The sequence below is a fragment of the Ancylothrix sp. D3o genome, from assembly GCF_025370775.1.
Lineage (GTDB): Bacteria > Cyanobacteriota > Cyanobacteriia > Cyanobacteriales > Oscillatoriaceae > Ancylothrix.
Map to the genome: position 1 here is coordinate 254,215 of NZ_JAMXEX010000006.1, position 15,100 is coordinate 269,314.

The following is a 15,100-nucleotide window of genomic DNA, read 5'->3' on the forward strand; positions in this document are numbered from 1 at the left end:
ACACAAGAGAAAATAAACTAACCTAAACGAGAGGATTGCCGAAACGTCGGGTTTATTGGCCCTACGGAACGCTTATTCTAGTTTTTTAGTCCAAAGGAGGCTCGGCTGATGCAGCCAATTCGCACTTTTAACGTTTCCCCGTCTTTACCTAAGCAACTGGAACCTCTACGCACGCTTGCTTATAATCTTCATTGGGACTGGAACGTAGAAACCAAAGACCTTTTCCGCCGGCTTGACCGCGATTTGTGGGAGTCTACGAAGCATAATCCGGTTTTGATGTTGGGAACGATTTCTCAAGAACGTTTGCAAGAGGTGGCTGAGGATGATGGGTTTTTGGCTCACATGGAGCGCGCCGCTAACCAGTTAGATAATTATCTCAAGGAGCGCACTTGGTATCGCAAACACCGGCCTAATCCTCCTGTGCCCGAATGTTACGCTTATTTTTCGATGGAGTTTGGCTTAACGGAATGTTTGCCAGTTTATTCTGGTGGTTTGGGGGTGTTGGCCGGTGATCACCTCAAGTCTGCTTCTGACTTGGGTTTGCCTTTGGTTGGTATTGGTTTATTGTATCAAGAGGGTTATTTCTCTCAATATCTCAATGCCGATGGCTGGCAACAAGAACGTTACCCACTTAATGATTTCTACAATATGCCTTTGCATCTTGAACGCGATGCGAAGGGTCAGGAATTGCGAATTGCGGTGGATTATCCGGGCCGGCAGGTTTATGCGCGGGTCTGGCGTGTACAGGTGGGAATCGTGCCGCTTTATTTGCTGGATACGAATATTGAGCCAAATAATGCCTACGACCAAGATATCACTGATCAACTTTATGGCGGTGATCTTGATATGCGGATGCACCAAGAAATTATGCTGGGAATTGGTGGTGCAAAAATGTTGAAGGCGTTGGGATATCAACCGACTGCTTATCACATGAATGAGGGTCACTCGGCGTTTTTGGCTCTTGAACGTATCCGCGAATTAATGCAGGAAAAGGGGTTAAGTTATAACGATGCTGTGCAGGTTGTGAAGGCTAGTAATATTTTTACGACGCATACCCCTGTGCCGGCTGGTTTTGATTTATTCCCGGCTGACAAAATTATGTATTATGTCGGCTACTATGCTAATGTTTTCGGTTTGTCTCGTGAAGAGTTTCTGGCTTTAGGACGCGAAAGCACCGGCGAGTTACAAGCTCCTTTTAATATGGCAACTCTGGCAATTAAAATGGCCGGTTTTGTTAATGGGGTGGCAAAATTGCATGGGGTGGTTTCGCGGGAGTTGTTTCAGAATATGTGGCCGGGTTTGCCTGTAACTGAGGTGCCGGTGACTTCTATTACTAATGGCGTTCATGCTCGCAGTTGTGTATCTAAACCTACGCAAGAGTTGTATGACCGTTATTTGGGCCCCACTTGGTCTAGTGCTCGTTCTGAAAGTTCTGTGTGGAGTCGTCTTGATTCAATTCCTGATGAGGAAATTTGGCGGAATCACGACCGTTGCCGGTCTGAGTTGATTGTTTTTGTGCGGGAACGGTTGCAAAAATATCTGCGGGAACGTGGTGCTTCACCGGCAGAAATTACGGAAGCGCAAGAGGTTTTAGATCCGGGGGTTTTGACGATTGGTTTTGCTCGCCGGTTTGCAACTTATAAGCGCGGGACGTTGTTTTTGCGGGATGTTGAGCGTATTACTCGCATTTTAATGGATTTCCATAATGACCGCCTGAAGGGGGGGATGCTGGGTCATAAAAAACGGATGGTTCAGTTTGTGATTGCGGGGAAAGCTCACCCGAAAGATGACCCTGGTAAGAAGGTGATCCGCGAGATTATTCATTTTGTTCGGGAACATAAGTTAGGCCGGCATATTGTGTTTATCCCGAACTATGATATTAATGTTTCGCGGATGATGGTTTCGGGTTGTGATGTTTGGTTGAATACGCCACGCCGGCCTCGTGAAGCTTCTGGTACTTCGGGTATGAAAGCTTCGATGAATGGGTTGTTAAATCTTAGTATTCTTGATGGTTGGTGGGATGAGGCGGATTATGTTCGCACCGGCTGGCCTATTGGGAATGGTGAGGTTTATGATGACCCGAATTATCAGGATGAAATTGAGGCGAATGCGCTTTATGATTTGCTAGAGCAAGAGGTTATTCCTCTGTTTTATGACCGCGATGAGGAGGGTATTCCTCGTAAGTGGGTGGCAAGAAGTAAGGATGCTGTTCGTTTAAATTGTCCGCATTTTAATACGGCTCGTATGGTGCGAGAATATGCGGAACGTGCTTATTTTGCGGCTAGTGATCGCTATGGGGCAATTGTTGAAAATCAATATCAATCTGCTCAAGAGTTGGCGAAGTGGAAGAAGCGTGTGTTTGAGCAATGGTATGATCTCAAGATTGAGGATATCGATATTGCTGAACCGGGCGATTTACTGGTTAACCAAACTATTCCGGTTAAGGCGCGGATTAATTTGGCCGGTTTGACTCCTAATGATCTGGAGGTGCAGTTGTATCAGGGGGCTATTGATGCTTCTGGTCAAATTGTACATGGGGTGCCGGTTGTGATGAATTTCCAAGGTAAGGATAATAGTGGCTTGGGAATTTATACGGCGAATGTTACTTATACTTCGTCGGGTTTGCAGGGTCTTTCTCTGCGCGTTTTGCCTCACAATCCTCTTTTGAGTAATCCTTTTGAAATGGGGTTGATTTTGTGGGCTTAGTTTGATTGAGTAGGTTTTTAAACCGCAGATGAACGCAGATGAACGCGGATGGTTCTTTTGTGTTTGTCTGTGGTTTTTTTTGTTAGGGGTTGGTTTGGTTGTTTGGGTTTGGGATGACTATGTAGCCGGTGGTTTGATCGCCTAATATGAGGTTTTTTTGGTGTCCCCAGTACCACCAATAGGCGGCTATGTAGGCGCAGATTAGGGCGTCTAGTTGGTCTTCTATGGCTTTGAGTTTTGGGCCGGTTTGTTTGGTCAGGTCGCTGAAGATTTCTAGGGGGTTTGTTGTTTGGTTTAGGTCGAGTTTTGGTTCTAATGTTGGTAAGGTTTTTAATACATGATTTTGCAGTTTTGTCAATTCTTTTTTGCGTTCTTCTAGGATTCCTTTTTTGTATTTTAAGATTTTGTTTAATCCAAATAAGTTGACTATGGCTGGGTGGGGGTAGACTTCGATTTGATACCGGCCTGGTTTTTGTGGTTCTATGGTTGGGGCGTGTATAAATCCTCTGTTTTCTAGGGCTATTCCTAGGGCTATTGTGCGGGTGGCGAAACGGCTATTTAAGTTCGCTGGATAGCAGCCGGCGTGATATTTTCCGAAGTGTTTATGGGCTAGTTTATCGGCTTGTCTCATCCCTGTTTGATTGTAGATTAATGTGGGGGCGTCTACTGCTATTAGGGCGGGTTCTGGTGTGGGGGTTTGGGTGTCTATCCATGTTAAGATATTCTCGATTTCTGCTATTCTGGTGATGTCTATTATTTGCAGGGTTTGTGCTTGGAATGTTAGGGAACATAGGCCGGTGGGGCCGGTTGTCCATCCGAAATCTAGGCCGATAAATTTCATTTTTTAGGTCTATTTTTTTTGTTAATTATACGCGAAACTGCCAAATAAGTTAACCAGCCGGCTAGTAAACTAATCATCACTGAGTTAACAAAGGGATGGATAGGTTTAGGGAGAAAAGGATATCTTAAAGGAGTATTTAAAACTGGGATTATAACTGGTTTATCTATGGGTAAATGTCCTGAACTACCGGCAATTGTAGAAGCAACACCAATACCGGCTGCTAAGGCTTGAATTTGGTTTTGTAGGCTTTTATCTCTTTCGGCTTCTTCTATTTCTACGATACCACGAATTGAGGCCAGGGATTGATCTAGTAAGCTTTTTCCATGTACAAAATAATCGCTTTTGTATTGGATTCTTTGTTGGTAGTAGGGTGCGGTTTCTTTGCCAAAGGTTTCTAAAAAACTTAAATCGGTGTAAAATGTGTTTTCCGGCAGCATTTTGCGGATTTCTTCTAGGGTTAGGAGGTAGTTTTTTGTATTAATAATTATTGTGTTTTTTTCGTGTTCTAAATCCCGCAGGTTTTGTGCTTGTTCTAGCGCCAATTTTGGTAAGCTTTTTACTTTTTCTTTTAAGCCGGATAGCAGATTTTCCGATAAATTGGTGTTTCTGTTGTTCGGGGCTACCAACTTATTACTCTGTGGGATAGCCTTTTCTATTTCACCTTTGTTCGGGCTTAGTAATTTATTAATTTCTGTAATAGTGTTTTCTATTTCTCCGTAGTTTTTATAAGTTGCTTCGTAATGTTTTTGATATTGCTTAAAGCTGGTGATGATTTTGTTTCGGTAGCAAAATAATTTTTGGAATTTTCCGTAACATTCCTCAAACTTTTTCCGGTGGTTGATGTCGGAAAATAGCCAGATTAAAATATGTTCGCGGGGGTTGAGGCTTTCGTATTCAAAAATTAGGCTTCCGAATAATCTGCCTTTATGTTTTAAAGGTGGGCGTTTTTCGGGGGCGGAAATGAGGTTTTCTAGGCAGAGTTTGGCGATGTCTTCTGCTTTTTCTTCGCTGGGGATGTCGGCGGTGATCAGCAGAGTTTGCCCAAGGGTACTTTGGATATTTTCAGAGAGAAAAATTCCGTCTGGATTAAGTTTTTCAAAGATTGAAATGGGCGTATTTCCATCTTTTTCGGGCCGGCGGATATTAAAGTAAAGCAAATAACTGTCATAGATGCGGCGTGGCTGAATGATAGCCGTGATTTTTATGGGTTTTTTCTCGCTGTTTTCCTCTTCAATTTCTACCTTTTTTTCAAATCCAATAAGTTCTTTTTTATGAAGGTTAATGATATCGCCTTCTGGTTCATTTCTAGGAATGTAGATATTTTTGAGGGGGCTATCTGCCGCTTCTTCTTCATAGCCATAAATTCTTAGACGAGTTAGGTTTGTTTTTAGTTTGTTTAAAATTTCATTGCATTTATGCCACAAATTTTCTGCACCCTCAACAGGTTTATTTTCTGCGGTGAGGCTGTCTCGCAGTTGATAGGCAAATAAATGGAGGTTGGGTGCAGAAACTTTATTCATATTCTAGGGTTTTGATGATTTTTTCTAGGGCTTCTTTCAAGTAGGTGATGATAGGTTTAGGCGTTGATTCTGCTGAGTTTAAAGGTTGAATTTCGGCAGCTTTGTCTGGTGCCGGTGCTGTTATGTTAAAATTGGGGAATTGTGTTGCTTCTTTTTCGTCTGGTGCCGGTGTTGTTATGTCCCTTAAACCATCAAACTTAGCCCAAATATCACCATGATTATCATTCCATTGTTGAATTTTTGTTACAGCATTGTCGATATCGTTGACAGATAAAACGGCAATTTCTTGAAATAAGGCTTTTAATGATTGTAATTCTTCCGAGGTTAAAATAGGGGGTTCGGCTAACAGTAATTGTAAAAACTGTTTGATGACGGCTTGGGTTCTGGGGTTCATAGTTGGAAAAAACTAGAAGTCTTTGATTTTAATTATATCATTTTTACCAAACAAGCACCGGCTCCTCTGGTTGAAGTGCCGATGCGGGGATGTTTTAGCCAACGGCACAAAAAGGAGCCCAATATTGGGATTTACTAAAAGGCTTGTAAGTGTCAGAGTTCCGATAGAGTTTGTCTATCATAGGATTTTTGATTTCAGGATTTATATCTACCCTCTCTAACCATTCCAAAAAATCTTTTGTCTCCACATCCCTTAGCCATTTCTGCGCCTCATTCATTACCAAATTAACCGGCTTATTACCTTGGTTTTTCTCCAAATCATCGTAAAACCTGATAGCTAAAATCGCTGAAGAAAAATCATAAACCGCCCATAAAGTATTGACAACACTACCAGAACCGGCATATAAAAAACCTGTGGCTAAACTAATGTATCCTTGGGTTTTAGAGCTAAAATCACCTAAGCCGGTTTCACAGGCAGAAAGCATCACTAAATTGCATTTTCGCAAGTCATAGTTAAACAATTCCCAGAGACGGATACATTTTTCTAAGTCAACTGTTGTGCCATCTCGCCACTCCATAAACCGGTGTTCACTTGATTTTAAGCCACCCCCACCGGCTCGCAAAACGGCACCGGCTAAAATAATCGCAGTTTGCCAGTTTTCAAAGCTAAAACTGCCGTGACAAGAAAAATGCAGCCACTCTTTATCTTTTAAACGATCCCTTGTTATCGCTTTTTTTGTGGCATCTTTCCGCAATAGCACTTCTCTGGGCGTAAATTTGCTTTGAATGGCGCTTACTTCTACCTCCGTATAGTCTAAATCTTCTGTGGGGTTAGCAATGCCAAATAAGTTTTGTAGGGCAAAATTTTGAGTTTGATTTTGCTGTTTTTGGTTTTTGATTCTGACAGCCAAAATTTGACAGCTTGGTGCATAGCGTACTCCCTGCGGGAAACGATCTATCAAGTAAGTTATTTTATTTTCTGCGGTGTTTTTGTTGGCAAGTTTTAAGGCGTGCAACGGAAACATATTTATGAAACTGTCGCACACTAAAATAACTTGGGTGTATTTGGGTTTTTGCGGGTTTTCTTCTGGAATCTCGGCTAAAATCTCGTCTATGCAGATAGTTTTGGCGAGGGTTTCCAGGCGTTGATCTAAATTGTTAAGCCATTGTTTTTTATCTTTTTTGTAAGCGTCGAGATACTCATCTTTAAAGGCATTTAAGGCTTGTAATTCTTCAGTGGATGAGTGCCAGTGACGGGGTGCGTGGTTTTTGGTAATGATGAAAACGTGAAAACTTTCATTGCTGAGATGCCATTCTAAAATCACTGTGGAATCATCCAGTAAAGCGGTGATGTCTGCAAACTTGATATGGGCGACTTTTTGGGTGAGGATAAATTCAGGATCTTTTGGGGTGATTTCTTGCTGGATAAAGTCTTGTAATTCTTGTTGGAGGGCAACTAAAATTTGTTGGGGATTTTCGGTTTGTTGTGGCGTGGTAGCGCTGAGTTGCCGGCTGCCGGTGGGGTTATTTTCGTCTGTGGTGGGGTTTGATAATTCTGTGCGGAAAGTTTGGCTGAGTCGCTGTTGCTCACTGACAATTTGCCCGCGTAAGTTGTCGAGTTTTTTGAGGATTTCTGGTGAAAAGTCGCCTCTGGGGTAAACGTCGCGGTTAACAAGTAATTCAACTAAACTGCGAGCTTTGTTGCGTTCAATAGTTTCGATGGCTAGTTCTATTTTACCTGCATTGATGCAGGCTTGAATCATGTTGTTATAGATATAGAGGGAATCTTCTAAAAATTTCTGTTTATCTTGTTCTGTTTTTTCCCAATTACGGAGAATTTCAACGGCTTCTATGGCATCGCCGTAACCTTTTATGGCATCTTCCCAGCGTTGATTTTCAAAGCCGGTGTTTCCTAAATTTCGCCCTACTCTGAGGCAATCAAGAGGATAGCCGATGGGGGTGAAGATTTCTAGGGCTGAGTGTAAGCCACGAATTAGTAAGTCAATTTTTCCTAAATATCCATAAGTATATGCTAAATTTTCTTGAGTAATTGCCCAATCTTCAGGATAGGCATGAGGGGTGCGTACTTCCAAAGCAGCTTGATAGCATTTTCTAGCCTCTTGAAGATTCTCACTGCGCTTGCCTTCTATTCTATCTCTATAAGCATTTCCCAAATTCTGTTGTGTCATTGCCCAGTTTTGAGGATAAGCATGACGGGTGCAGACTTCCAAAGCAGCTTGATAGCATTTTCTAGCCTCTTCGAGATTCTCACTGCGCTTGCCTTCTATTCTGTTTCTGTAAGCAGCTCCCAAATTATGTTGCGTCATTGCCCACTTTTCAGGATAGGCATCACGGGTGTAGACTTCCAAAGCAGCTTGATAGCATTTTCTAGCCTCTTCGAGATTCTCACTTCGCTTGTCTTCTATTGTGTAACTGTAAGCAGCTCCCAAAATAATTTGCGTATTTGCCCAATTTTCAGGATAGGCATCACGGGTGTAGAGTTCCAAAGCAGCTTGACAGCATTTTCTAGCCTCTTCGAGATTCTCACTGCGCTTGCCTTCTATTCTGTCAATGTAAGCACCCGCCAAATTATTTTGCGTCATTGCCCACAGTATAGGATAGGCATCACGGGTGTAGACTTCCAAAGCAGCTTGACAGCATTTTCTAGCCTCTTCGAGATTCTCACTTCGCTTGCCTTCTATTCTGTAACTGTAAGCAGCTCCCAAAATAATTTGCGTATTTGCCCAATTTTCAGGATAGGCATCACGGGTGTAGAGTTCCAAAGCAGCTTGACAGCATTTTCTAGCCTCTTCGAGATTCTCACTGCGCTTGCCTTCTATTCTGTCAATGTAAGCACCCGCCAAATTACAGTGCGTCATTGCCCACAGTACAGGATAGGCTTCGCGGCTAAAAACCGTTAAAGCATTTTCATACCCGGCAATTGCTATCTCTAAATTAATAGCTCGGTTGCCTAGCGGGAATTGGTCAATTAAGGTACTAAAATTCAAAATATATACAGCAGTTAATACCGCTTTATTTTGCTCCTCCTTGCCTAGTGTTTCCTGACTCCACGAGCGCCAAATCTTCAGTAAAACCCAATCTAATTTATCCAAATTTGCCTTCAGTATAGGATAGACAATTTGCCGCCGATTGTCACTACTATCTCCACTACTATCTAAAGTTGTCTGCCATACCTGCATCAAAAAGTTAAACTTATCCTCCACCGATACGGGAGTATAATTATTTAATTGCCCTGCTAAATTTCTTAACCTAATTGCCTCATTTGTATTTCCCCGGTTTTCCATCAGTTGAGCTACTGCTTTCATTGCTTGCAAAAAATCGGTATCTAGCAATTCTGGTTTTGACTGCAAAAGCTGTTTTTCTCCTTCTCCGCTTTGGCATTCCAGCAAGTCTGCAATCAATATAAGATATTCTTCACTGTTGTTCATAGTGACACCGGCACCAGGATGATATTAATTATTGCATAAGTTGAGTTTTTGGGGTGGGTTTTTCGTGTAGATGCCGGTTTGTGCCGGTGGTTGTTATCGTATAGATGCCGGTGGGGGTTTGCCGATTTGTGTCGGTGGTTGTTATCGTGTAAATGCCGATTCTAGCTTTTATTTAAAAATACCCCAACCAAAACCACCATGAACCCAGTTATCCTCAACCTAGAAAACGTCGAATTAACCGACGAACAATTTTACAAAATCTGCCGAAACAACGAAAACTGGAAACTCGAACGCACAGCAAAAGGAGAAATCATCATCATGTCACCCGTAGGCGGAATTAGCGGCGGAAGAGAAGCCGGTTTTATAGCAAAATTATGGTTATGGAATGACCAAACAAAACTAGGAATTGTTTTCAGTTCCTCCACCATATTTCGCTTACCAAAAGGCGGTGATCGTTCCCCCGATTGCGCTTGGATATCCCTAGAAAGATGGCAAACCTTAACCCCCCAACAACAAGAAAGCTTCCCCCCAATATGCCCCGATTTTGTCATAGAATTACGCTCAAAAACCGACAGCCTTAAACCCCTCCAAGAAAAAATGCAAGAATACCTAAACAGCGGCTTAAAACTAGGCTGGCTAATCAATCCTCAACAGCAACAAGTAGAAATTTATCGCCCCAACACTCAAACCGAAATTCGCCAATTACCCACAACTTTATCAGGAGAAGAAACCCTCCCCAACTTTACCCTAGAAATTCCCGAATTTTAAATATTCAAAATACCCAGATATCAGATAAAAGCCGGGGTGAATATCAGCAGGTTAAAACCGGCAACATTTTTCCTTGCAATTAAAACCCCCCGCGAAATTCCCAATGTCCCATTATTGATATACTAAAAAAACGAAAAAACCAGAAACAAACAACAATGGCAAAACAGCGTGTACTCTCCGGCGTACAACCCACCGGCAACTTACATTTAGGCAACTACCTCGGCGCCATCCGCAACTGGGTAGACGGACAAAACCAGTACGACAACTACTTCTGCGTCGTAGACTTACACGCCATCACCGCCCCCCACAACCCCGCCACCCTCGCCAGCGACACCTACACCATCGCCGCCCTATACCTCGCCTGTGGCATCGATTTACAACACTCCACCATATTCATACAATCCCACATTCCAGCCCACGCAGAACTAACCTGGCTATTCAACTGCATCACCCCCATCAACTGGCTGGAAGACATGATCCAATTCAAAGAAAAAGCCATCAAACAAGGGCAAAACGTAAACACCGGCCTCCTAGATTATCCCGTCTTAATGGCCGCTGATATACTATTATATGAACCCGATAAAGTGCCGGTTGGAGAAGATCAAAAACAACACATCGAATTAACCCGCGATATTGTAGACAGATTTAACCATTTATTCGCCACCCCAAAAGAACCCGTTTTAAAATCACCCGACGCCTTAATACGCAAAGACGGCGCACGAGTAATGAGTTTAACAGACGGCACCAAAAAAATGTCAAAATCCGATCCTTCCGAACAAAGCCGCATCAACTTACTCGACACGCCCGACGAAATCGCCAAAAAAATTAAACGCTGCAAAACCGACCCCATACGCGGCTTAACCTTCGATGACCCAGACCGGCCCGAAGCGAGAAACCTACTAACATTATACATGATATTGTCTGGCAAAACAAAAGAGGAAGTAAGCGCCGAATGTGCAGACATGGGATGGGGACAATTCAAACCATTACTAACAGAAACCACCATCCAAGCCCTCCAACCAATTCGGCAGAAATATAAAGAAGTAATGGACGAAAAAGGCTATCTGGAAAACATCTTAAAAGAAGGCAGAGAAAAAGCCGCCGAAGTCGCCAACGCAACCCTAACCAAAGTCAAAAAAGCAATGGGATATTCCTTGCCGGTGTAACCCAAAAAACCAAAGTGGGGCAGGCATCTTGCCTGCCTTTGATTGAGGCATCTTGCCTGCCTTTGATTGAGGCATCTTGCCTGCCTTTGATCGGCTTTTTTGGAAATATCTAACAGAAATCTACAAAGAAACCCCGTTTATGATTTCAACGTCTGTAAGTTTCGTTGAACCAAAACTCGGTAAAATCCCTATACCGTAAAAAAACCTAAAATTTCCATGATACAAACACCACCGGCACCCACAAATCGATTTCGTCAAGCCATCCGCAACAAAGAATTCCTGATTACCGCCGAAATTACCCCCCCAAAAGGCGGCGACTTTTCCCATACAATAACCGTCGCCAAACCCCTCAAAAATCGCGTCCATGCCGTCAATATCACCGACGGAAGCCGGGCAGTCATGCGGATGTCTTCCCTCGCCGCCTGCGCGATTTTACATCAACACGGCATCGAACCCATCTGTCAATTTGCCTGCCGTGACCGCAATAAAATTGCATTACAAGCCGACTTAATGGGCGCCCATGCTTTAGGAATTCGCAACATATTAGCCCTCACCGGCGACCCCGTAAAAGCAGGAGATCATCCCGATGCTAGACCTGTTTTTGAATTAGAATCAGTGCGTTTATTAAAATTAATAGATAAACTCAATCAAGGCTTTGATAGCAACGATAAAATCCTGCCTGATGGAAACCTAGATTTATTTGCCGGTGCCGCCATCGATCCACAAAGTCCAAGTTGGTCAGGATTAAAAGGCCGGTTTGAGAAAAAAATAACAGCCGGTGCCCAATTTTTCCAAAGTCAATTAGTTTGTGACTTTGACCGGCTCGAAAAATTTATGAATTACATAGCAGCCGGTTCAGACAAACCAATTTTAGCCGGCATCTTCTTAATTAAATCCGCAAAAAACGCCCAATTTTTAAACAAAAACGTCCCCGGTATCAGCATACCCCAAGACATCATAGATCGCCTAGCTCAAGCCCAAGATCCCCTCCGAGAAGGCATGAAAATAGCCGCCGAACAAATACAAATGGCAAAACAACTTTGTCAAGGCGTACATTTGATGGTAATTAAACGCGAAGACTTAATCCCAGAAATATTAGACATGGCAGGAATAGCGCCGGTAGACAGTATGTAGTTGCGCTTCAGCGCTCTTTCATACATACCCCAACAAACAAAGAGCGAGGCATAAAAAACCCCGCTCTAAAAACTCAAAAACTAAACATCAACAAAAAACTTACTTAGTAAGTTTCAACGTGCCAACGTTCAGCCTTCCGCATTTGTTTTTGGTAATCCAACCAATTCACATCAAACTTACCAGCAGCATTCGATAAACCTTCATCGATACCGCCTTCCATACCCTTCAAACCGCAGATATAGACATGAGTATTCGGCTTTTGAATTAACTGCCACAACTCATCAGCATTTTCTTGAATGCGATTTTGCAGATACATCTTACCGCCTTGAGCATTCTTTTGTTCGCGGCTAATCGCATAAGTCAAGCGGAAATTATCAGGGTACTTAGACTGCAACTCCTCCAACTCATCCTTATAAAGAACATTTGGAGTATAAGCCACACCAAAGAACAACCAAGCCAAACCTTTAAACTTGTAATTCTCGTGTTGTTCCTTAAACATCCGCCACAAGAAAGCGCGGAAAGGAGCAATCCCCGTGCCAGTAGCCATCATAATAATGTTAGCTTCCGGGTCTTCCGGCAACAACATTTCCTTACCAACCGGCCCAGTAATCTTCACCTCATCGCCGACATTAAGGCTTGTCAAATAAGTAGAACAAACCCCATAAACCGGCTCGCCACTTTCAGGATGCTTGTACACCAACTGACGGACACACAAAGAAACCGTCTTATCATCCACATCATCCCCATGACGAGTCGAGGCAATAGAATACAGCCTTAACTTGTGAGGTTTGCCATTTTTATCAGTACCAGCCGGGATAATGCCAATACTTTGACCTTCCAAATATCGTAAATTTCCAGCAGAGAGGTCAAACTTCAGATGGCGGACAGTACCTTCCCCACCCTCACGAACCAACTCCTCATTAGACAAACACTTACCCAGGTAGGGATTGTTCGGCTTGTAGAGATTAACAGGAATATCAGCTTTATGCTTCGCTTGAGTCATAGGCTTGGTTTTTTCCTCTGGCAAATTAGCCTCAACAGCCGGTTTTGATGCCGGTTGTGATTGACCATTTCCCTCGCTAACAGCACCTAGGGGCCGAATACTGACAATCTGGCCACCCAGCCGAGTAAGACGGCGCATTTCCTGATTCATGCGGTCATAAGGCACAGTGATAAACACACTGCCACTGCGGCGGATAGGGGGAACCATATTATCCGACACCGCATTCTGGCTCAGACCTACCACTTCGTAGACATAGAAGCGGCTACCAGACACAGAATTGGCTGCGGCTCCCACAGCATTTGGATTAAACATCGCTTACTCTTCCCTCACCTTAACGGGTAACTCACTCTGTTAATGTAACGATTGAGTCAATTTTAATTATTTTTAAGACGCAATTAACCTTACCATAGCTACAGCAGTTCAAATAACTAACAAACCCAACACCTTGTAGGCGTAACCCCCGTCTGGTAAAATCAACCTCACCACTTAGTATTAAATACTTAACTAGCGGAGAGTAGAGCCTTTTCAGCAAAGCCATAGCGCTCAAGCGCGGTTGCTTGCAATAGGCATCTGCAAATCCCAAAAGGTTGAGTTTTTCGTAGCTTGTAGCAAACAAAGCTGCACAACCGGCGGAACGGGAGTCTCAGCAGAGACACTCGTACTTGCAGAGCTAGGGACAAAGTTAGGAAATAATCTTTATCGACAGAGGGAATCTATGACCAGTAAGCCGGATCGCGTGGTTTTAATTGGCGTAGCCGGAGACTCCGGTTGCGGGAAATCCACATTTTTGCGCCGCATTACAGACCTATTTGGTGAAGAACTCGTCACCGTCATTTGCCTTGACGACTACCACAGCCTAGACCGCAAACAGCGCAAAGAAACAGGCATCACCGCACTTGACCCCAGAGCCAACAACTTTGACCTCATGTACGAGCAAATCAAAGCGCTCAAAAACGGTCAAAGCATCAACAAACCCATCTACAATCACGAAACCGGCGAAATCGACCCCCCCGAAGTGGTAGAACCCAACCACATCGTAGTCGTAGAAGGACTGCATCCCCTCTATGACGAACGGGTACGCTCTTTGCTCGACTTCAGCGTTTACCTCGACATCAGCGACGACGTAAAAATCGCCTGGAAAATCCAGCGCGACATGGCAGAGCGCGGCCACCGCTACGAAGACGTACTCGCCGCCATCAACGCCCGCCGGCCCGACTTCAGCGCCTACATCGAACCGCAAAGAGAACACGCCGATGTCGTCATCCAAGTGTTACCCACTCAACTGATTTCTGACGACAAAGAAGGCAAAATCCTCCGCGTTCGTCTCCTGCAAAAATTTGGTGTCGAAGGCTTCGAGCCCGTCTACCTCTTTGATGAAGGCTCCACCATCAACTGGACTCCCTGCGGACGCAAACTCACCTGCTCTTGGCCCGGTATCAAAATGTACTACGGCCCCGATGCCTACTACGGCCACGAAGTCTCCGTGCTCGAAGTCGATGGTCAATTCGATAACCTCGAAGAAGTCATTTATATTGAAGGCCACCTCAGCAACACCAACACCAAATACTACGGTGAAATGACCCACCTGTTGCTGCAACACAAAGAATATCCGGGTTCCAACAACGGCACCGGCCTATTCCAAGTGCTCACCGGCCTGAAAATGCGAGCAACCTACGAGCGTTTGACCGCCAAAGAAGCTAAAATCGCTGCCAAAGTTTAATCTCTGGCGCAGCATCGTAGGAGCGGGTTCTCCTAGAACCGTGCAACCAGCAAAAAGGCCGGTGAATCCGCCCCTACATCCCCCGCGAGAGCAAGGCCGCTTCTCGCGTTTTTATTTGCTTTTTTCTGAAAATTTTGCACTCATACCAAATCCAATTTAACGTTCCGCTTTAGTGGGGCAGGCATCCTGCCTGCCTAAAGGCTGCGGTTGAAAAAACCCCCATCCAGAAAAAGACCCCATCGCCATTGGATCTGGTATCAAACCGCAAAACAACAAAAAAACCCCCACTAAATCGGATCTGGCATAAATTCTTCCCAAAGGCAGAAAATCTAAAGAAACTCCCACAATCCAACCAATCCAGCAAATAAATCGCCTACCCTCTAAATAGCAACGCTTCATC

The 15,100-nt window shown here is 43.9% G+C and carries 11 protein-coding genes; 5 read left to right on the top strand and 6 right to left on the bottom strand.

What is annotated here, in order from left to right:
* Positions 1-108: 108 nt before the first annotated feature.
* Positions 109-2,706 (top strand): alpha-glucan family phosphorylase, encoded by a 2,598-nt coding sequence (gene glgP / locus NG798_RS13990; protein ID WP_261223882.1) that lies wholly within the window; start codon positions 109-111, stop codon positions 2,704-2,706.
* A gap of 82 nt (positions 2,707-2,788) precedes the next feature.
* Here glgP and NG798_RS13995 read toward each other — a convergent pair whose 3' ends face one another.
* From NG798_RS13995 to NG798_RS14010, 4 genes are all read right to left on the bottom strand, one after another.
* A complete protein-coding gene (locus NG798_RS13995; protein ID WP_261223884.1) occupies positions 2,789-3,547 on the bottom strand; it encodes a DUF429 domain-containing protein in 759 nt (252 codons plus the stop codon).
* Entirely contained in the window at positions 3,544-5,067 is a 1,524-nt protein-coding gene (locus NG798_RS14000; RefSeq protein WP_261223886.1) for a hypothetical protein, read from the bottom strand. Before NG798_RS14000 ends, NG798_RS13995 begins: the two co-directional genes overlap by 4 nt.
* Complete coding sequence (locus tag NG798_RS14005; RefSeq protein WP_261223888.1) at positions 5,060-5,461, bottom strand: hypothetical protein; 402 nt, start codon at positions 5,459-5,461, stop codon at positions 5,060-5,062. The genes NG798_RS14000 and NG798_RS14005 overlap by 8 nt, the downstream gene beginning before the upstream one ends.
* Positions 5,462-5,555: 94 nt before the next feature.
* Complete coding sequence (locus tag NG798_RS14010; RefSeq protein ID WP_261223890.1) at positions 5,556-8,909, bottom strand: CHAT domain-containing protein; 3,354 nt, start codon at positions 8,907-8,909, stop codon at positions 5,556-5,558.
* A 198-nt stretch (positions 8,910-9,107) separates the two neighbouring features.
* Between NG798_RS14010 and NG798_RS14015 the strand changes: the two genes are divergently transcribed.
* From NG798_RS14015 to NG798_RS14025, 3 genes are all read left to right on the top strand, one after another.
* A complete protein-coding gene (locus NG798_RS14015; RefSeq protein ID WP_261223892.1) occupies positions 9,108-9,677 on the top strand; it encodes a Uma2 family endonuclease in 570 nt (189 codons plus the stop codon).
* Positions 9,678-9,832: 155 nt separating this feature from the next.
* A complete protein-coding gene (gene trpS, locus NG798_RS14020) occupies positions 9,833-10,843 on the top strand; it encodes a tryptophan--tRNA ligase (RefSeq protein ID WP_261223894.1) in 1,011 nt (336 codons plus the stop codon).
* Between the two features lie 216 nt (positions 10,844-11,059).
* On the top strand, positions 11,060-11,977 hold the full coding sequence (locus tag NG798_RS14025) for a methylenetetrahydrofolate reductase (RefSeq protein ID WP_261223896.1): 918 nt from the start codon (positions 11,060-11,062) through the stop codon (positions 11,975-11,977).
* Positions 11,978-12,080: 103 nt separating this feature from the next.
* Here NG798_RS14025 and petH read toward each other — a convergent pair whose 3' ends face one another.
* Positions 12,081-13,292 carry a ferredoxin--NADP reductase gene (petH, locus tag NG798_RS14030; RefSeq protein WP_261223898.1) on the bottom strand — a complete coding sequence of 404 codons (1,212 nt, stop codon included), beginning with the start codon at positions 13,290-13,292 and terminating at the stop codon, positions 12,081-12,083.
* A 403-nt stretch (positions 13,293-13,695) separates the two neighbouring features.
* Between petH and NG798_RS14035 the strand changes: the two genes are divergently transcribed.
* The gene (locus NG798_RS14035) at positions 13,696-14,700 is read left to right on the top strand and encodes a phosphoribulokinase (RefSeq protein WP_261223900.1); all 1,005 of its coding nucleotides are present in this window, start codon (positions 13,696-13,698) and stop codon (positions 14,698-14,700) included.
* A gap of 156 nt (positions 14,701-14,856) precedes the next feature.
* Here the strand turns inward: NG798_RS14035 and NG798_RS14040 are convergent, their stop codons facing one another.
* Positions 14,857-15,099, bottom strand: coding sequence for a hypothetical protein (locus tag NG798_RS14040; RefSeq protein ID WP_261223903.1), 243 nt, complete (start codon positions 15,097-15,099; stop codon positions 14,857-14,859).
* Position 15,100: the final 1 nt, after the last annotated feature.